The organism is Saliniramus fredricksonii (assembly GCF_900094735.1).
GTDB classification, from domain to species: domain Bacteria; phylum Pseudomonadota; class Alphaproteobacteria; order Rhizobiales; family Beijerinckiaceae; genus Saliniramus; species Saliniramus fredricksonii.
In genome coordinates, this window is sequence record NZ_FMBM01000003.1 from 195,450 (window position 1) to 213,054 (window position 17,605).

General features: G+C 66.1%; 17 protein-coding genes and 1 pseudogene. 7 read left to right on the forward strand and 11 right to left on the reverse strand.

Annotated features, from left to right (window positions below; all coding sequences use genetic code 11):
• Positions 1–149 precede the first annotated feature (149 nt).
• The 6 genes and pseudogenes from GA0071312_RS18235 to proB all read right to left on the reverse strand — a co-directional run bounded on the left by GA0071312_RS18235 (position 150) and on the right by proB (position 6,317).
• Positions 150–1,848: pseudogene (locus GA0071312_RS18235) on the reverse strand (BCCT family transporter).
• A 38-nt stretch (positions 1,849–1,886) separates the two neighbouring features.
• Positions 1,887–2,300 carry a universal stress protein gene (locus tag GA0071312_RS18240; RefSeq protein ID WP_074446457.1) on the reverse strand — a complete coding sequence of 138 codons (414 nt, stop codon included), beginning with the start codon at positions 2,298–2,300 and terminating at the stop codon, positions 1,887–1,889.
• 182 nt (positions 2,301–2,482) lie between these two features.
• The gene (locus tag GA0071312_RS18245; protein ID WP_074446458.1) at positions 2,483–2,998 is read right to left on the reverse strand and encodes a hypothetical protein; all 516 of its coding nucleotides are present in this window, start codon (positions 2,996–2,998) and stop codon (positions 2,483–2,485) included.
• Positions 2,999–3,128: 130 nt separating this feature from the next.
• Positions 3,129–4,421, reverse strand: a complete 1,293-nt coding sequence (gene rlmN, locus GA0071312_RS18250) for a dual-specificity RNA methyltransferase RlmN (RefSeq protein ID WP_074446459.1) — start codon at positions 4,419–4,421, stop codon at positions 3,129–3,131.
• Between the two features lie 205 nt (positions 4,422–4,626).
• Positions 4,627–5,082 (reverse strand): GNAT family N-acetyltransferase, encoded by a 456-nt coding sequence (locus GA0071312_RS18255; protein WP_074446594.1) that lies wholly within the window; start codon positions 5,080–5,082, stop codon positions 4,627–4,629.
• A gap of 110 nt (positions 5,083–5,192) precedes the next feature.
• On the reverse strand, positions 5,193–6,317 hold the full coding sequence (gene proB, locus GA0071312_RS18260; protein ID WP_074446460.1) for a glutamate 5-kinase: 1,125 nt from the start codon (positions 6,315–6,317) through the stop codon (positions 5,193–5,195).
• Between the two features lie 200 nt (positions 6,318–6,517).
• Here proB and GA0071312_RS18265 point away from each other — a divergent pair, with 200 nt between their 5' ends.
• Both GA0071312_RS18265 and GA0071312_RS18270 read left to right on the forward strand, forming a co-directional pair.
• Positions 6,518–6,793 (forward strand): BrnT family toxin, encoded by a 276-nt coding sequence (locus GA0071312_RS18265; RefSeq protein ID WP_074446461.1) that lies wholly within the window; start codon positions 6,518–6,520, stop codon positions 6,791–6,793.
• Entirely contained in the window at positions 6,753–7,004 is a 252-nt protein-coding gene (locus GA0071312_RS18270) for a BrnA antitoxin family protein (protein ID WP_074446462.1), read from the forward strand. The genes GA0071312_RS18265 and GA0071312_RS18270 overlap by 41 nt, the downstream gene beginning before the upstream one ends.
• A gap of 7 nt (positions 7,005–7,011) precedes the next feature.
• On the opposite strand, the gene GA0071312_RS18275 is transcribed toward GA0071312_RS18270, so the two are convergent.
• From GA0071312_RS18275 to GA0071312_RS18285, 3 genes are all read right to left on the reverse strand, one after another.
• On the reverse strand, positions 7,012–9,267 hold the full coding sequence (locus GA0071312_RS18275; protein WP_083204772.1) for a primosomal protein N': 2,256 nt from the start codon (positions 9,265–9,267) through the stop codon (positions 7,012–7,014).
• A 112-nt stretch (positions 9,268–9,379) separates the two neighbouring features.
• Positions 9,380–10,150, reverse strand: a complete 771-nt coding sequence (locus GA0071312_RS18280; protein WP_074446463.1) for a DsbA family protein — start codon at positions 10,148–10,150, stop codon at positions 9,380–9,382.
• Positions 10,151–10,208: 58 nt separating this feature from the next.
• Positions 10,209–11,633 carry a M48 family metalloprotease gene (locus GA0071312_RS18285; protein ID WP_238947333.1) on the reverse strand — a complete coding sequence of 475 codons (1,425 nt, stop codon included), beginning with the start codon at positions 11,631–11,633 and terminating at the stop codon, positions 10,209–10,211.
• 201 nt (positions 11,634–11,834) lie between these two features.
• Here GA0071312_RS18285 and GA0071312_RS18290 point away from each other — a divergent pair, with 201 nt between their 5' ends.
• The 4 genes from GA0071312_RS18290 (at position 11,835) to GA0071312_RS18305 (ending at position 15,368) form a co-directional block, all read left to right on the forward strand.
• On the forward strand, positions 11,835–12,416 hold the full coding sequence (locus GA0071312_RS18290) for a GNAT family N-acetyltransferase (RefSeq protein ID WP_074446464.1): 582 nt from the start codon (positions 11,835–11,837) through the stop codon (positions 12,414–12,416).
• A gap of 161 nt (positions 12,417–12,577) precedes the next feature.
• On the forward strand, positions 12,578–13,135 hold the full coding sequence (locus GA0071312_RS18295; RefSeq protein WP_074446465.1) for a LemA family protein: 558 nt from the start codon (positions 12,578–12,580) through the stop codon (positions 13,133–13,135).
• Between the two features lie 74 nt (positions 13,136–13,209).
• Entirely contained in the window at positions 13,210–14,448 is a 1,239-nt protein-coding gene (locus GA0071312_RS18300) for a M48 family metallopeptidase (protein WP_074446466.1), read from the forward strand.
• Positions 14,449–14,618: 170 nt separating this feature from the next.
• The gene (locus GA0071312_RS18305; RefSeq protein WP_074446467.1) at positions 14,619–15,368 is read left to right on the forward strand and encodes an SDR family oxidoreductase; all 750 of its coding nucleotides are present in this window, start codon (positions 14,619–14,621) and stop codon (positions 15,366–15,368) included.
• 40 nt (positions 15,369–15,408) lie between these two features.
• Here GA0071312_RS18305 and GA0071312_RS18310 read toward each other — a convergent pair whose 3' ends face one another.
• Both GA0071312_RS18310 and GA0071312_RS18315 read right to left on the reverse strand, forming a co-directional pair.
• Complete coding sequence (locus GA0071312_RS18310; RefSeq protein ID WP_074446468.1) at positions 15,409–16,236, reverse strand: TrmH family RNA methyltransferase; 828 nt, start codon at positions 16,234–16,236, stop codon at positions 15,409–15,411.
• Positions 16,236–17,147 (reverse strand): class I SAM-dependent methyltransferase, encoded by a 912-nt coding sequence (locus GA0071312_RS18315; RefSeq protein WP_074446597.1) that lies wholly within the window; start codon positions 17,145–17,147, stop codon positions 16,236–16,238. Before GA0071312_RS18315 ends, GA0071312_RS18310 begins: the two co-directional genes overlap by 1 nt.
• A 150-nt stretch (positions 17,148–17,297) precedes the next feature.
• Here GA0071312_RS18315 and GA0071312_RS18320 point away from each other — a divergent pair, with 150 nt between their 5' ends.
• A complete protein-coding gene (locus GA0071312_RS18320; RefSeq protein ID WP_074446469.1) occupies positions 17,298–17,603 on the forward strand; it encodes a putative quinol monooxygenase in 306 nt (101 codons plus the stop codon).
• The last annotated feature ends 2 nt before the right edge of the window (positions 17,604–17,605 follow it).

Consider the following 17,605-nt stretch of genomic DNA (forward strand, 5'->3'; position numbering starts at 1 on the left):
AGACTGCGCCGAAAACAGCGCTTTCGCCAGTGACGGATGGTAGCAAAGTGGTGCGCCCTTGCCCGCAGGCGGATACGAAAAACGGCGCCACGGATGGACCGCGACGCCGTTTCAAAGCCGCCTGCAGGGCAGCGGTCATCGCGGGACGGTTACCCGCGCGGCTCGGCCATCAGGCCCCTGACCAGCGCATAGCAGGCCAGAAGCAGCACGATGGCGAAGGGCAGACCGGTCGAGACCGAAGCGGCCTGCAGGGCCGCGAGTCCGTCCGCCACCGATCAGCAGCACCGACGCGACGACGCCCTCGAAGAGCACCCAGAACACACGCTGGCTGACCGGCGCGTTGATCTTGCCGCCGGCGGTGATCGTGTCGATCACCAGGCTGCCGGAATCCGACGAGGTGACGAAGAACACGATCACGAGGATGATCGCGAGGACCGAGGTGATCGATGCCAGCGGCAGATCGGCCAGCATGCCGAACAGCGACAGTTCGGGCACATAGGATGCCACGACATAGCTGTAGACGCCGCTCTCGGTGACCAGTTCGATCACCTGGTCGATACCCGTGCCGCCGAAGACGGTCATCCAGATGGCCGACACGACCGTCGGGATCAGCAGTACGCAGGTGATGAACTCGCGCACCGTGCGACCGCGGCTGACGCGTGCGATGAACATGCCGACGAAGGGCGACCAGCTGATCCACCAGGCCCAGTAGAAGGCCGTCCAGCCCTGGCGGTAACCGTCATCCTCGCGGCCCACCGGGTTCGACAGGGCAAAGATATCCGTGGCGTAGGCACCCAGATTGCCGAAGAACTGCGAGATCAGCGTCATCGTCGGCCCGACGGCGAGGATGAAGACCAGCAACAGGCCCGCCAGCACCATGTTGATCTCGGAAAGCACCTTCACGCCGCCATCAAGGCCGCGCAGCACCGAGATCAGCGCCAGCAGGGTGATGATCGAGATCAACACCACGGCTGCCGGGATGCTTGCGCCGACCCAGTCCATTCCGAAGACGAATCCGATACCCGATGCCGCCTGCTTGGCGCCAAGGCCCAGCGAAGTGGCCAGACCGAACAGCGTGGCGAACACCGCCAGAATGTCGATGACATGGCCCGGCCAGCCCCAGATGCGCTCGCCGAAGATCGGATAGAAGATCGAACGCACGGTCAGCGGCAGGCCCTTGTTATAGGCAAACAGGGCCAGCGAAAGCGCCACGATGGCATAGATCGCCCAGGGATGCAGACCCCAATGGTAGATCGTGGCGGCCATGGCCGTGAGGCGCGCTGCCTCGACGGTCGCGGGATCAGCCAGTTCGCCATCGACGATGCCGATCTCGCGGCCCAGCGGCTGGTCACCCAAGGGCGTGGCGAAATAGTAGACCGGTTCGAGCACACCGAAGAACATCAGACCGATGCCCATGCCGGCGGCGAACAGCATGGCGAACCAGCCCGCATAGCTGTAATCGGGTGTCGCATCGACACCGCCGATGCGGACCTTGCCGAGCGGGGAGACGAGGATGCCGAGGCAGACGATCACGAAGATGTTGCCGGCAATGATGAAGAACCAGTCGAAGGTGCTGGTCAGATCGCCGCGCAGGTCCCCGAAGAATGACGCCGAGGCCTCGCCGCCGACCGCGAGAACCGCTGCCACGAAGACGATGATCACGGCTGCGGAGATGGCGAAAACCGGATTGTGGATGTCGAGCCCGAGCGGCCCGATCTGCGGCGTGATATTGTCCTGGCCGATCTCGTAATCGGTTTCGATGACGTCGGACGCACCTTCCGGTTCGGGCAGGGCTTCCGCTTCGACCTCCGCATCCGGCTGGTTTTCGTTTTCGTTCTGGTTACTCATTGTGCGTCCCCATTGAGTGTTCGGCTGTCGACCGGCGCTCAGCGCACCACGAAGACCGAGGCGCTGGAATGCTCGGCCACCCAGCCGCCATGCGAGGGCCAGATGTAATCGGTCACGTTGGGTACGTGGCTGGCCATGACGACGAGATCCGCACCGGATTCCTCGACAGCCTTCTTCAGGGTCTTGTTGATATCGATGGCCGGATCGGTCGAACTGTAGGAGCGCGTCGTGGCGGTGATCCCGTGCTCGCTCGCCTGCTGGTTGCCGAAGGCTTCCAGCTTCTGGGCGAATTCCTTCGGATTGTGCGCGACCGGTGACGGGGTTTCCGGTGTGACGCCGACATAGCAGACCGGCGCATCATAATGGCGCGACAGGTCTGCCGCCGTCTGCAGCGCTTTTCCCAATCGATCAACATGCGTCAGATCGACAGGGACGAGTATCTGTTTGTACATCGCTTCGCTCCTGTTGCTTCCCTTGCCAGCGTCAACGGACTCTTAACGCCCTTGAGCGGCATTGTCACGGTTTTGACCAATTTCCGCCTGTTACTTGTGCATAAATCACGATTCGCGTGCGTAATAACGCGCCTGGCCCTGGCCTTCGCCTGGACCGGAATGTGGCCGTGAGGTCTGGAAAGTCAGCTGCGCAGCGAGGTTGAATCACCTGCTGCGGGATCACGCCGTCTTCCGGCGCTGCGACCGGTGATCAGCCAGTAGACGAAGCCCGCCACGGCGCCGGTGACGAAGAGCAGGGCGGTGATGCGCCATTCCGCTTCGAGCGCCGCCGTCTCGACGAAGCCGCCGCGCATCAGCCAGGGGATTGCTGCGGTGATGAGCCCGGTCACGAGGCCATAGAAGATCACGGATCGTGTGCCCGTGACCTCGCCGGAGATCGCCACGAAGGTGACGGGCGCCACGAGCAGGACCAGCGAGACAAAGGCGAAGCCGAGTGCGAATTCCGCGATCACCACATCCGGATCGCCGTTCTGCATGGCTTCGGCAAAGAGCAGATCGAACACGGCGGTGCCGATCAGGGCGACGAGCTCCTGCGCCGCCGGTTCGCTGAAAATGCCGAGCGCCAGGGTCAGCGCGCCGGCGGGGATGGCGAAGATCAGGCCCAGGATCAGCAGGATCAGGCGACCGAGAAACCGCAAGAGACCTCCGGATGGCTAGAGCATCATTGTGTCAGGCGGATACCGGCTGACGGAAAAAATGATGCGTCGAACAATAATTTGGAGCGCCGGCCTGACTCCGTCAGGTCGGAACGCGCTCTGGCGTAACGGGTCAGTCCGCATCGCGCCCGAGCGCGTAGACCCCCTCTGCGCCGATCCCCGCTTCGAGCATCATCCGGGTGCGGGCCCGCAGCTTCTCCGTCTCGCTCTTGAGCTGGCCGCAGGCGGCGAGGATGTCGCGCCCGCGCGGAGTGCGCACCGGCGAGGCATAGCCGGCCCGGTAGACGATCTCGGAGAATTCCTCGATACGCTCCCAGTCCGAGCAGTCATATTGCGAGCCCGGCCAGGGGTTGAACGGGATCAGGTTGATCTTGGCCGGTATGCCCTTGAGCAGGCGCACCAGCTCGCGCGCATCGGCATTGGAATCGTTGACGCCCTTGAGCATCACGTATTCGAAGGTGATGCGCCTTGCATTGGAGAGGCCGGGATAATCCCGGCAGGCCTGCAGCAGGGCGTCGATCGGATACTTTTTATTGATCGGCACCAGCGTGTTGCGCAGATCATCGCGCACGGCGTGCAGCGAGATCGCGAGCATCGTGTTGGCTTCCTCGCCGAGCCGCCCGATCTGCGGCACGACGCCCGAAGTCGAGACGGTGATGCGCCGGCGCGACAGGCCGAGACCCTCATTGTCGCTCAGGATCCTGATCGAGGCGATGACGTTGTCGGTGTTATAGAGCGGCTCGCCCATCCCCATATAGACGACATTGGTGACGTAACGCCCGCCCTCCTTCGGCACGAAGGCGCCCTCCGGCGGTTCGCGATCCGGCCAGTCGCCGAGACGATCCCGGGCGACGACAAGCTGGGCGGCGATCTCGGCGGAGGTGAGATTGCGCACGAGTTTCTGCGTGCCGGTATGGCAGAAGGTACAGGTCAGGGTGCAGCCGACCTGGCTGGAGACGCAGAGCGTGCCGCGATCGGTTTCGGGGATGTAGACGCACTCGATCTCCGCGCCCTTGTCGAAGGGGCCGGTGGAGGGCATGCGCATCAGCCATTTGCGGGTGCCGTCCTGCGAGACCTGCTCGGAGATCACCTCCGGGCGCGACAGGGTGTAATGCGCGGCGAGATTCTCGCGCAGGGCCTTGCCGACATTGGTCATCTGGGAAAAATCGTCGATCCCGCGGAAATAGATCCAGTGCCAGAGCTGCGCGACGCGCATGCGGCTCTCGCGCGCGCTCACTCCGATCGCCTGCAGCCGCTCGGCCAGCTCCTCGCGGGTGAGGCCGACCAGCGAGGGCTGCGTCGGCTGGGCGCCGGGCGCCATGGGGACCTGCGCGGTCTTCTCGATCGCCGGCTGCTGCACCGGGGATGTGACCTTGCGATTGGCGATGTCGAGCACCGTCGCCATGATGATGAAACCTCGTTGCCTGCAATTGCGCCCCCCGTATAACCGAAATCGGTCCCGAACGTGAGCCCCAATTTCAATCCGGCGCCGGTCGCTTTCCGCCCGCGCCCAAAGCATCGTTCCGTCAGGTGGATACCGGCTGACGGAGAAATGATGCGTCGAACAATGACCTGGAGCGCCCGGCCTGACTCCGTCAGATCAGAACGCGCTAAAGCCTCTTCTTGAAGCCGAGATGGCTCTGGTCGTAGCCGAGCCGCGCATAGAAGCGATGGGCGTCAGTGCGGGCCTTGTTGGAGGCGAGTTCGATGAAAGCCGCACCGGCATCGCGCGCAACAGATTCGGCATGGGCCATCATGGCCGCGCCGATTCCCTGTCCGCGCGCCGCCTGAGCCACCTGGACGCTCTCGACCTTGGCGCGCAGCCCGCCGCGGCCGGTAATGGTAGGGATCAGGGTCAGCTGGAAACTGCCCAAAAGCGTATCGCGTCTCATGGCGACGAAGAGCGTACAATCCGTGGACGCGGCAATCCGCGCAAAAGCCGCCTCATAGGCGGGGCGCGTGGCCTCGCTCCAGCAATCGCCGTGCCCGCCGGTCCGGTCTGCGGCATGCAGGCCAATGATCGCCGGCAGATCCGATGCCTGCGCTTCCCGCAAAAGGAGGTTCATGGGCTGATATTCCGTTTCGCGCACAGCCTTGCCGTACCGTCGGCGCGGCGGCAAGGCCGATTCGCGTGCACATGGCATGCCCGATCACGCCCGATCCTCATGTCAGGAACTCAATCGTTCGCGTCGAGAGCCAGATCGTCGCGATGAATCATGGTATCGCGCCCGCTATAGCCGAGCAGATCGGCGATCTCGGTGCTGCGCCGACCGGCCACGCGCGCGGCATCGCCGTGATCGAAGGCGACCAGACCACGCCCGAGCAGGCGCCCTTGCGGATCGCAGATCCTGACGGCGTCGCCGCGCGCAAATGCGCCCTCGACACGGGTCACGCCGACCGGGAGCAGGCTCGCGCCCTTGCGCAGGGCCTGCGCCGCGCCTTCATCGACATGCAGCGTACCGCGTGATTCGAGGCTGCCGCCGATCCAGGCCTTGCGCGCCGATGTCGGCGTGGCGGCGGTCAGGAACCAGGAGCAGCGCGCGCCCCCGGCAATGCGGGCGAGCGGATTCTTCACACGCCCGTCGGCGATGATCATGTGCGCGCCGGCCTGGGTGGCGATCTTGGCGGCTTCGATCTTGGTACGCATGCCGCCGCGCGAGAGCTCTGATGCGGCGCCGCCGGCCATCGCCTCGATCTCGGGCGTGACCCGCGCGATCACCGGCAGGTGCTGCGCCTGCGGGTTGCGCGCCGGCGGCGCGCTGTAGAGCCCGTCGACATCGGAAAAGAGCACCAGCAGATCCGCGCCGATCATCGCCGCGACGCGGGCGGCGAGGCGGTCATTGTCGCCGTAGCGGATTTCGTTGGTGGCCACCGTATCGTTCTCGTTGACGACGGGGACGGCGCGCAGTTCCAGAAGTTTCGCGATGGTCGCCCGCGCGTTCAGATAACGCCGGCGCTCCTCCGTATCGGCAAAGGTGACGAGAATCTGCCCTGCCCGCACGTCGTGATGACCGAGCATCTCGGCCCAGACGCGCGCCAGCGCGATCTGCCCCGCCGCCGCAGCCGCCTGGCTCTCCTCCAGCCGCAGGGCGCCGGCGGGAAGGTCGAGAACGGTGCGCCCGAGCGCAATGGCGCCGGAGGAGACGACGAGAACCTCGTTGCCGCGCGCATGCAGATCGGCGATATCCTCCGCCAGCGATGCCAGCCAGGCCGCATTCAGGCGCCCGCGCGCGTGGTCGACCAGCAGGGCCGAACCCACCTTGATGACAACGCGGCGAAACTGGTCGAGGGAAGGGGTCATCGCAGGTTTCCGGGCGCGTGAAGCAGTGCCGGAGGCTTTGCCACCATTGTGTGGTTGGTGGCAAGGGTTACCTCGTCAAGGGCTTGCTGATGCGGACTTCCTGCCCCCATGGGACTGCGGAAAGCCCGTTGCGCGTTCTCGCGAGAGACATATAATGTTACAACAATAATTGACGCGGCAACTTTTTTGTAGTAACGGCAATGACGAAGATTGCCTTCGATGCATCCAAGCGGCTAACCACGCTCGTGGAACGTGGTCTCGATATGGCCGACGCTGCCGAGGTGTTTGAAGGCGATCACCTGACAGTGGAGGATGATCGTTTCGAGTATGGCGAGTCGCGTTACATCACTGTCGGGTTTCTGGCAGGCTGGATGGTCGTTCTCGTCTGGACGCCACGCGGCGAGGCATGCCGGATCATCAGCATGAGGAAGGCCAATGACCGAGAACAGAAAGCCTATGCCCCCCGATTTCGATGACGGCGCACCGGACCTGTCGGCACCCGAATGGCAGGAGAAGTTCGCGAAGGCAAAGGTGCAGCGGGGCCGACCGAAAGCCGCCAGGACCAAGGTGAGCACGACGATCCGGCTCAGTCCGGAAGTGCTCGAACATTTCCGGGCCGGTGGCCCCGGCTGGCAGAGCCGCATCGACGAGACGCTGCGCAAAGCCGTCCGCCTCGACCGTCGCTGACCAGGTTTTAGAAAAAGCTCTGCGGGTCGATATCCACCTGCACGCGGATATCGCCGCGGGGTTTGGGCGCGCCCGCGAGCCAGTCGCGGATGAAGCTCTGGAGATCGAATTCGCGGGCGCTCTTGAGGAGCAGCCGGTAGCGATAGCGCCCCCGGATCAGGATGATCGGCGCCTCCGCCGGGCCGAGCAGGGTGAGGCGGGGATCGCGCAGATCCATGGCATGGGCCGCGCGGGCAAGCGCACGGGCATGCGCCTCGGCTTGCTCGCGGTGGCGTGAGGAGATGATCAGCGAGGCGAGGCGCCCGAAGGGCGGCAGCCCGGCGAGGCGGCGGTTCTCGGTCTCCTGCGCGTAGAAGCGCTCGGCATCGCCGGAGATCAGCGCCGCGATCACCGGATGCTCGGGCTGATAGGTCTGCACCAGCGCCCGCCCGGCCTTCTCGCCGCGCCCGGCGCGCCCGGTGACCTGCTGCAGCAGCTGGAAGGTGCGCTCCGCCGCGCGCGGATCCCCCGACGAGAGCCCGATATCGGCATCGATCACGCCGACCAGCGTCATGCCGGGGAAGTTGTGCCCCTTGGCCACAAGCTGGGTGCCGATGACGATGTCGCATTTGCCCGCAGCGATATCGGCGAGCTCGCGGCGCATGCGCTCCGTGCCGCCCGGGAAATCGCTCGACAGGGTGATGGCGCGCTTGCCGGGAAAACGCGTCGCGACCTCTTCCGCGATGCGCTCCACACCCGGCCCGCAGGCGGCCAGCGCATCCACCGTGCCGCAGGCCTCGCAGGCGCTGGGCCGGCGCGCGACATGGCCGCAATGGTGACAGACGAGGGCGCGGCGGAAGCGGTGATCGACGAGCCAGGCCGAGCAATTGGGGCATTCATAGCGGTGTCCGCAGGCGCGGCACAGGGTCAGCGGGGCATAGCCGCGCCGGTTGAGGAAGATCAGCGCCTGCTCGCCGCGCGCCATGGTCTCCTCGATCGCGGCGGCGAGCGGCGGCGAGATCCAGCCATCGCCCTCGGGCTTGTCGTCGCTTTTGCCGCCGGCCTTCGCCCCGCGCAGATCGACAGCCGTGATCGCGGGAAGCGTGCGCCCGCCATAGCGCTCTGGCAGGATGAGATGGCGGTAGCGTTCCTGCGCGGCATTGACGCGGGTCTCGATCGTGGGCGTGGCCGACGCGAGCACGACGGGGCAGCCATCGATGCGCCCGCGCACCACCGCCATGTCGCGGGCGTGATAATGCACCCCGTCTTCCTGTTTATAGGCGGCTTCGTGCTCTTCATCGACGACGATCAGACCGAGATCGGCATAGGGCAGGAACAGGGCCGAGCGGGCGCCGGCGACGACGCGCACCTCCCCCGAGGCGAGCCCGGCATAGAGCTTTTCGCGTTTTCGCCCGGTCACGCCGGAATGCCATACGGCGGGGCGCACCCCGAAGCGCTGGGCGAAACGATCGAGGAATTGCGCGGTGAGCGCGATTTCCGGCACCAGGATCAGGCTCTGCCGGCCTGCGCGCAGCGTCTCGGCCACCGCTTCGAAATAGACCTCGGTCTTTCCGGAGCCGGTGACGCCTTCGAGCAGGAAGGCACCGGCATCATGCGCCGCCACGGCCTCGCGCAGATTCCGGGCCGCTGCTTCCTGGGCCGGGCCGAGCTGCGTCACCGCGTGATCAGGATCAGGCGGCGGAAACAGGTTTTCCGGCGGCATCACGCAGGTTTCGAGGGTGCCCTCATCGACGAGACCGTCGATCACCCCGGCGCTGACGCCGGCGGCGCGGGCGAGATCGCTCTTGCCATGCAAAAGCCCGCCCTCGGCGGCGGCGATGACGCGGCTGCGCGCCGGCGTCATCCGTTTCGGCGGCGGGCCGGCCAGGCGTATGCCGACGCGAATCACCTCACCGCGTTCCTCGTCCGGACGCTTGAGCGCCATGGCGAGGACCGAGCCGCGCGGGGCAAGTGTCCAGCGCGCCACCCAGTCGAGGAAGCTGCGCAGATTGTCGGAAAAGACCGGCCCGCCGGCGGGTTCGATCACTTGTTTGAGATTACCCGGATCGCCCGCGCGCAGGCCCCAGACCACGCCGATCGCCTCGCGACGCGGCCCGAACGGCACGCGCACCTGCGCGCCGGGCAAGAGTTCCATGCCGGCGGGCACGGCGTAGCTGTAGGCGGTATCGAGGGCGAGCGGGATGATCACGTCCGCCACACGCCGCGCCGGCGCCGCCGCTGCGGCGACGCCGATCGGTGTCGTTCCGGTTGTCGCAAAGCTCATCATCAACGCAGTGATGCCACCGCCATGCGCCGAGGCCAAGGCTTGCGCCAAGGCCAAGGGTGATGAAGCGCGTTTTCATGCGCGACGACGCATGCAAGCGGCTTCTCGCCGCTCAGCATTCCGCGAGCCCGCAGGCACGGACATTGGCCACCGCCGCGCCGAGGCGCTCGGGGCCGACCGCGCCGGAGATGACGGCATCACCGATCACCCATGCGGGTGTGCCCGTGAGGCCGAGATCATCCGCGAGTTCGAAATTCTCGGTGAGGGTATCGCGCACGCGCGCGCTGTTGGCATCAGCTTCAAGCCGGTCGGGATCGGCCCCGAGCTCGACAGCGAGGCGCGCGGCATTGTCGCCATTGGCCTGGCCACGCATGCGCATCAGCTGAATGTGGAACTCGCCTGCGGTCTCGTTGTCGAATTGCTCCATGGCGGCAAGACCGATGCGCGCGGCGTCGAGCGAACCCTGGCCGAGAACGGGGAAGTCCTTGAGCACGACGCGCAGATCCGGGTCGGCGGCGATCATGGCGTCGACATGCTCCAGCGCGCGCTCGCAGAAGCCGCAATTATAGTCGAAGAATTCCACCAGCGTGACGTCGCCATCGGGATTGCCCATGACGATGTCGTCGCCCCCGTAGAGCGCATCATGCGCCTCGCTCAGGGTCTGCGTGCGCCGCGCATCCTGCTCCGCCGTCTCGCGGCGCTCGAGCTCGGTGATCATCTCGCGGATGATCTCGGGATTCTCCAGAAGATATTCGCGCATGATCTCGACGATCGCCGTGCGCTCGTCCTCGGAAAAGACGGGCTGGGCCTCGGCGCGGGGAAGCGGCAGCAGCAGCAGGGCGGCGAGGGAGAACGTGGCGAGGGCACGCAGGAAACGGGTCATGATCCATCCTTGTATCATCGTGCCGGCGCCCTGTCATCGACGCCGGTTTCGTCGCGCCTCAGCGCATGTGACGGGGTGGGACGTAGTCGAAGATATCCTTGGCACGCAACCATTCGGGCGTGCCTTCGACCAGCGAGTTCATGGCGCGATGCGCCTGATTCTGGGCGTTGCGGATGTCGCCGGCGTGGAAATAATGCTGGGCGATGGCGAGTTCCGCGCGCCCGACCTGTCCGGTTCGGCCATAGGCCATGGCCAGCGGACGATAGGCGTCCGGTGATTCGGGTTCGATGCGGATGGCGCGGCGCAGCTGATTGATCGCCTCTTCGAGGCTCGCTCCGTCCCCGATCGCGACCAGCGCCTGGCCATAGAGCGTGCGCATGGGCGCGGCATCCGGCGCGAGACTGACGGCGCGCCGCAACGAGGAGACGGCCTCCTGCGGGCGGGCGCTCTCCAGGAGGATCTGGCCGCGCAGCTCGTGGAAATGCGGGTTGTTCGGCTGCGCCCCGACCAGTTCGTCCATCAGGCCGATCGCGTCACGCATCCGCCCGGAGCGATGCGCCACGATGGCGCGGGCATAACGCGAAGCCAGGGAATTGTCGCTCGGCGGGAAGCGGCGCAAGACCGTCTCCGGGCGCTCGACGAAACCGGAAATCTTGGCGCGGGCGAGATCGTGTCGGCGCTGCAGGGCCGGCGGATCGGTGCGATTGCGATGCGGGCTCTCGGCGGCAAGGCGCTCCAGCTGGGCGATGCGCTCGCGCGGCAGGGGATGGCTGATCTGATACGGGTCAAGGCTGGAGCGAAACAGTGATTCGTTGGCGAAGCGCTCGAAGATGCGGATCATCCCCATCGGCGACTGGCCGGTCGCACGCAGAAAGCGCATGGCGGCCTGGTCGGCGGCCATTTCCTCCGAGCGCTGATAGGCCAATAGCGAGCGCCGCGCGATCTCGCCGCCACCCATGGCGATGCCGGCTCCGCCGATCCCGGGTTCACCCACGCCGCCGCGTGCGCTGCCGACCGCCGCTGCGCCGCCGAGCAGCATCGAGGCGATCGAGAGCACCTGCGCATTCCGGATCTCCTGGCGCAGCCGGGCCAGATGACCGCCATGGATATGTCCGGCCTCATGGGCGATCACACCGATCAGTTCGTTGGGTGTCTCGGTCTGCAGGATGGCGCCGAGATTGATGAAGATGCGCTGCCCGTCCGCGACGAAGGCGTTGAACGACGTATCATTGACGAGGATGATCTCGCCCGCCCGACCGGGAATGCCCGCAGCGGCGAGGATCGGCGCCGCATAATCACGCATCAGCCCTTCGAGCTCGGCATCGCGCACGATGGTGAACGAGCCCTGCGCAAGCGCCGCGCGCAGCGGGAGCAGGCTCGCCAGTGCAAGGGCGAGGCTGAAGACCAGCATGGAAAACACCGTCGCGCGCGCGACCGGCGCGAGCTTGTCGGCGGGAAAACGGCGTAGCGTGGGATACGTCACCGGCTTTCATTCCAGATATTGGGGCACGCGCCCGGACAGGATTACTATGGCTGACGGGTGAGTGTGGTCAAATCCGGGCGCTGCGGTCAAATCACACAGGCGTGCGCGCGTGACCGGGGGCGCCCCGTCGCCCTGTGCAGCCTTGTCGCGAAACCCGGCCCATGCCATTTCCCCCGCATGAGCAGGCGAAGGAGCGAGATCATGCGCGTGGAAGCCCTGACCGGTACAGCCCTGGATGCGGCGCTCGATGCGGTCGCGCGGCTGCGCATCACCGTCTTTGCCGATTTTCCCTATCTCTATGACGGCGATCTCGCCTATGAGCGGCGTTATCTTGAGAGCTACCGGCAGAGCCCGCGCGCGGTCCTCGTCGGCGCCTTCGATGGCGATAGCCTCGTCGGCGCCGCGACGGGCACGCCGCTTGCCGATCACGCCGATGACTTCGCGCAAGCCCTTGCCGGAAGCGGGCTCGATCTCGACAAGGTGTTCTATTGCGCCGAATCGGTACTGTTGCCGCAATGGCGCGGGCGCGGCATCGGGCACCGCTTTTTCGATCTGCGTGAGGATCATGCCCGCACCCACGGTTTCAGTCATAGCGCCTTCTGCGCCGTGATCCGCCCCGGGGATCACCCTTCCCGCCCGGCGGGTTACCGCCCGCTCGATGATTTCTGGCGCAAGCGTGGCTACGCGCCGCTGGAAGGCGTGATCGCGGAGTTCTCATGGAAGGATGTCGGTCAGGCCGGAGAGACCCGCAAACCCCTGCAATTCTGGATTCGCAGACTCTGACCCGCCACGGTACTCGCAGTTTACCATTGCGTGACGTATCTGCGCTATCATGGCGGCCGAATTGCCTCTCACGCGGTTTCGTCGCACACTCGCGCGGATCACCGCCCGGAGGATCTGCGGCCCCATTCCGGGGCGCCAACGGGAAGAAGGAGCCTGCGCTCATGGAATGGGTCTTGCTGGCCATCGTTGTCGCGCTCGTGGTCTGGGCGATCGTCATCTATAACGGCCTTGTCGCCATGCGCCAGCGCACCACGCAGGCCTTCGCCGATATCGACGTTCAGTTGCGCCAGCGCCACGACCTGATCCCCAATCTGGTGGAGACGGTGAAGGGTTATGCATCGCACGAGAAAGAGACCCTCGACGCCGTGGTCAAGGCCCGCAACGCGGCTGCGAATGCGCATGGCCCGGCGGATCAGGCTGCGGCGGAAAATATCCTCAACGCCACGCTGGGGCGCCTCTTTGCCCTTGCGGAAGCCTATCCCGACCTGAAGGCCAATCAGAACTTCCTCGCCCTGCAGAGCGAATTGTCCAATGTCGAGGACAAGCTCGCTGCGGCGCGGCGCTTCTTCAACAACGCCGTGGCGGAATACAACGCCGCGATCGAATCCTTCCCGGCGGTGCTGTTTGCCCGCTCGATCGGTTTCTCCGCGCGCGAATATTTCGATATCGGCGAAGACAAGCGGGAGACACTGCAGACAGCGCCGGAAGTCAAGTTCTGAGCGTGACATTGTGATCTGATGCGCGGGCAGATGCGCCCGCCATCACCCCCGCGACGGCGCCGGAGGATGATGCGGTGTTTCCCGCTTTTGGTCTCTATTCGCATATCCAGGCCAATCGCCGTCGCTCGGTTGCGCTGCTTCTGGGCCTGTTCTTCCTGGTCTATGCAGTGGTCTTCGCCGGCGCCCTTGCCCTGCGCGGCATGGGTGAGGGCCAGTTCGACAGCCTCTCGATGAACCTCGGCGGCGCCTATGGCGACATGCTCTATGCCGCGCCGTTCGCGACGATCGGGGTGCTGGCCTGGATCTTCATCGCCTATTTCGGCCACCAGAAGATGATCGACGCCGTCACCGGGGCGCACGAGATCCGCCGTGAGGACGATCCCCGGCTCTACCGCATGCTGGAAAACCTGTGCATCTCGCGCGGCATGACCACGCCGAAGCTCAAGATCATGGAGACGGAAGCGCTCAACGCCTTCGCCTCGGGCCTCGAGGAGAAGCAATATACCATCACCCTCACGCGCGGCCTCGTCGAGCGGCTGGAGGATGACGAGATCGAGGCGGTGATCGCACATGAACTCACGCATATCCGCAACGAGGATGTGCGCATGATGGTGATCGCGGTGATCATTGCCGGCGTCGTCTCCTTCACCGGGGAGATGCTCTTCCGCTCCCTGCGTTATGGCGGGCGCATGCGCCTTCTCACCGGCGGCATGCGGCGCGGTGGCGGGCGCAGCGGCGGTCGTGCCGGGGGCGGTGCGGCTGTCGCGCTGCTGGTGGCCGCCGCGATCGTGCTGATCGCCTGGCTGCTCTCGCTGGTGATCCGCTTCGCCCTGTCGCGCTCGCGCGAATATCTCGCCGATGCCGGCGCCGTCGAGCTCACCAAGCGTCCGGATGCGATGATCTCGGCCCTGCTCAAGATTTCCGGGCGCGCGGAGATGCCCAAGACGCCGTCGAGCATCATGGAAATGTGCATCGAGAACCCGCGCACCGGCTTCACCGCACTGCTGGCCACCCATCCCGCGATCGAGGATCGCGTCGCGGCTTTGGAACGCCATGCTGGCGGACGGCGCCCGCCACCGGAGAAGCTGACCCTGCGCCCCAGTGCGGCGGAGTTGCTGGCACGGGAGCAGGCGGCGCAGGAGAAGGCGGCAGACGGCGCGCAGGCGGGCGAAGCCAACGCGCCGCCCTTCCCGCCCACACCCTGGAGCGGCCTGCCCGGCATGCCCGGCTCCGGATCGGGCGGCGATGGCAGCAGCAATGCCGCGCCGACGCCCTGGAGCGGTGACAGCCCCTGGAGCAAGGGCGGCGGCTGAGCCGGCCTGCGACCGAAGCATCGAAGAACTGCAAGGTCGGCGGCTGAGCCGGCCTGCGACCCGAATATCGAAAAGCGGCAAGCGCGCTTTCGCAATTGCCCATCGCCTCTCGGCATACCGACCGCTAATCTGCCCGCAGACAGCGCGCGAAGCGTTCAGGGAGGATCGTCATGTCGAAAAATGCACTCGTTACCGGCGCCGGAACCGGCGTCGGTCGCGCCGCCGCACTCGCTCTCGCCCGTGATGGCTGGGACGTCACCCTGACGGGCCGCCGCCCCGAGCCGATCGAGAAAGTGGCCGAGGAAGTCCGCGCGCTCGGCCGCGAGGCGCTGGCCGTCTGCGCCGATGTCGGCGATCCGGCTTCAGTCGATGCCCTGTTCGAGGCGCATCAGGCGCGCTTTTCGCGGCTTGATCTTCTCTTCAACAATGCCGGCACGGGCGCTCCCGCCGTTCCCGTCGAGGATCTGCCCTTCGAGAAATGGAAGGCCGTGGTCGACGCCAATCTGACGGGCACGTTCCTTTGTGCGCAATGGGCGTTCCGGATCATGAAGGCGCAGCGCCCCCGGGGCGGGCGGATCATCAATAACGGCTCGATCTCGGCCTATGCCCCGCGTCCCAATTCGATCGCCTATACGGCGACGAAACACGCTGTCTCCGGCATCACCCGCACGCTCTCCATGGATGGCCGCAAATACGACATCGCCGTCGGTCAGCTCGATATCGGCAATGCCGAGACCGATCTCGCCAGGCGCATGGCGGACGGCGTGTTGCAGGCAGACGGCGCGACGAAGGCCGAGCCCCTGATGGACGTCACCCATGCCGGCAATGCGGTGGCGCATATGGCGAGCCTGCCGCTCGATGCCAATGTGCTGTTCATGACGGTGATGGCGACGAAAATGCCCTTCGTCGGGCGCGGCTGACGGCGTCTTGGTGGGGCGCGGCTGAGGGCGCTTTCACCCGTCAGCCCAGCCCGCCCTCCTCCGGCTCCGCGATGCCATAGAGCATCACGGCAGTCGAGACGGCGAGATTGAGGCTGTCGGCGCGGCCCACCATGGGGATGCGCACGAGATGCGTGCAGGCGCCGGCAATCGTATCCGTGATTCCCGCCTGCTCGTTGCCCATGACGACGAGATGCGGCGCGGGCGCGTCCGTCTTGCGGTAATGCGTCGTCGCCGGCAGCGCGGTGCCGATGACGGCGCCCGGCCAGCGCCCGCACAGGGCGAGGAAATCCGCCTCCGATCCGGCGAAGACCGGCACCGCGAAGATCGAGCCCATCGAGGCGCGCACCGCCTCCACCGAGGCCGGATCGCAGGTCTCGCCGATCAGGAGCACGCCCCCCGCCCCCACCGCATCGGCGGTGCGGATGACGGTACCGAGATTGCCCGGATCGCGCACCCGGTCGAGCGCCACGAAGACGCGCGCGCTGTCAGGATCGATCGCATCGAAACCGCGCTCCACCCAGCGGAAGGCTGCGACGACGGATTGCGGATTGTCCTTGCGCGAGATCTTGGCCAGCACCGTATCGTTTGTCTCGATGCAGGTCCCGCCCGCAGCGAGACAGGCTTCGCGCAGCCGCGCAATGATCGCGCGTTCGCGCCCGTCACGGTGATAGACCAGGATCTCCGGCGCCTGCCCGTTATCCAGCGCCTCGACGATGGTGCGCGCGCCCTCCGCCAGGAACAGCCCGGATTCGCGGCGCTCCTTGCGCTGGTGCAGGGCGCGCAGCTGCTTGACCAGCGGATTGGTCAGGCTGACGATCTCGCGTATACCGCCGGCTTCCTCCGCCATCACGCGCCCCCGCCCGGGGGCACCCAGCGCGCATAGAGCGAGGTCGACAGCCGCCGCCCGCCAGCCTGGTCGCGCACGACGAGTTCGCCCGAATCGATCTCCCCGCCGTGCCCGGCGAGATGGTCGCGCATCACCTCGTGCAGGGTGAGGAAGGACAGCCGCACGGCATAGGCCGTGAGGATCATGAAGCTCGGCTTGTTCGAAAGCAGCTTCGTGCAATCCGAGACGAGTCCGGGCAGCATCTCGAACAGGTGCCACACTTCGTTATTGGGCCCGCGCCCGTAACGCGGCGGATCGAGCAGGATGGCGTCGTAGCTGTTGCCGCGGCGCAATTCGCGCTGCACGAACTTCACCGCGTCATCGCAGATCCAGCGGATCGGCTTGTCCTCGAGCCCCGACACCGCCTGGTTCTCGCGCGTCCAGGCGATGGCTTTCTTCGAGGCGTCGACATGGGTGACCTTCGCCCCGGCGCGCGCGCAGATCAGGCTGGCGACGCCGGTATAGCCGAACAGGTTGAGCACCGAGAGCGGGCGCTTATCGGCGGCGATGCGTGCCTCCATCCAGCGCCAGTGCTCGATCTGCTCGGGAAAGATGCCGACATGGCGAAACGAGGTGGCGCGCAGGCGGATATCCAGATCCATCACCTGCATCGACCAGTCGCCGAGCCGTCCCTTGCGGTACTGCCAGGCCCCCTGCTCGGCATCTTCCTTGGCCTCGAAGGCGGCATCCGCCTGCTTCCACTGGCCGGGATCGCTCTTCTGCCAGATCGCCTGCGGCTCGGGGCGATCGAGCACGACGCGGCCGAAGCGCTCCAGCTTGCGGCCTCCGCCCGTATCGAGGAGGCGGTAATCCTCCCAGCCGTCGGTGACCAGGAGTTCGGCGCGATCCGCGCGCGGGGTGTCTTTCGGCATATTCTGCATGCCCTGTCGATAGCCGGGCCGGCGCGGCTTGACCAGTCTCTTTTGCCGATCGGCCTTTGGCGAAAGCCACGCGGCGCGCACTCTTTGCCGGAATGCCCGCTGCGTCTAGGCTCGGCTTGCAGAAAGCGAGGGAGGCCAGCCATGATCCACGTCGTCGCCATCATCACGGCAAAACCGGGCAAGCGCGAGGCGATCCTCGACGCGTTTCGCGCCAACATGCCCGCCGTCCATGCCGAACAGGGCTGCATCGAATACCAGCCTGTCATCGACGCATCCGGCTTTTCCTTCCAGACGGAGATCGGCCCGGACAGCTTCATGGTGATCGAGAAATGGTCGGGCCCGGAGACCCTGAAAGCTCACGCCGCAGCGCCTCACATGGCCGCCTATGCAGCGAAAGTGAAGGACCTGATCGCCGATCGCCGCGTGCACGTGCTGGAAACGGCGTAAAG

Bases quoted from the DNA above. Each gene is read 5' to 3' on its own strand.
- GA0071312_RS18275 (WP_083204772.1), bottom strand. From the start codon at position 9,267: ATGAGCTTTGCGACAACCGGAACGACACCGATCGGCGTCGCCGCAGCG.
- GA0071312_RS18255 (WP_074446594.1), bottom strand. From the start codon at position 5,082: ATGAACCTCCTTTTGCGGGAAGCGCAGGCATCGGATCTGCCGGCGATC.
- rlmN (WP_074446459.1), bottom strand. From the start codon at position 4,421: ATGGCGACGGTGCTCGACATCGCCAATCGCAAGGTCACATCCCCGGTG.
- GA0071312_RS18320 (WP_074446469.1), top strand. From the start codon at position 17,298: ATGATCCACGTCGTCGCCATCATCACGGCAAAACCGGGCAAGCGCGAG.
- GA0071312_RS18295 (WP_074446465.1), top strand. From the start codon at position 12,578: ATGGAATGGGTCTTGCTGGCCATCGTTGTCGCGCTCGTGGTCTGGGCG.
- GA0071312_RS18290 (WP_074446464.1), top strand. From the start codon at position 11,835: ATGCGCGTGGAAGCCCTGACCGGTACAGCCCTGGATGCGGCGCTCGAT.
- proB (WP_074446460.1), bottom strand. From the start codon at position 6,317: ATGACCCCTTCCCTCGACCAGTTTCGCCGCGTTGTCATCAAGGTGGGT.
- GA0071312_RS18265 (WP_074446461.1), top strand. From the start codon at position 6,518: ATGACGAAGATTGCCTTCGATGCATCCAAGCGGCTAACCACGCTCGTG.
- GA0071312_RS18305 (WP_074446467.1), top strand. From the start codon at position 14,619: ATGTCGAAAAATGCACTCGTTACCGGCGCCGGAACCGGCGTCGGTCGC.
- GA0071312_RS18315 (WP_074446597.1), bottom strand. From the start codon at position 17,147: ATGCCGAAAGACACCCCGCGCGCGGATCGCGCCGAACTCCTGGTCACC.
- GA0071312_RS18310 (WP_074446468.1), bottom strand. From the start codon at position 16,236: ATGGCGGAGGAAGCCGGCGGTATACGCGAGATCGTCAGCCTGACCAAT.
- GA0071312_RS18270 (WP_074446462.1), top strand. From the start codon at position 6,753: ATGACCGAGAACAGAAAGCCTATGCCCCCCGATTTCGATGACGGCGCA.
- GA0071312_RS18280 (WP_074446463.1), bottom strand. From the start codon at position 10,150: ATGACCCGTTTCCTGCGTGCCCTCGCCACGTTCTCCCTCGCCGCCCTG.
- GA0071312_RS18240 (WP_074446457.1), bottom strand. From the start codon at position 2,300: ATGTACAAACAGATACTCGTCCCTGTCGATCTGACGCATGTTGATCGA.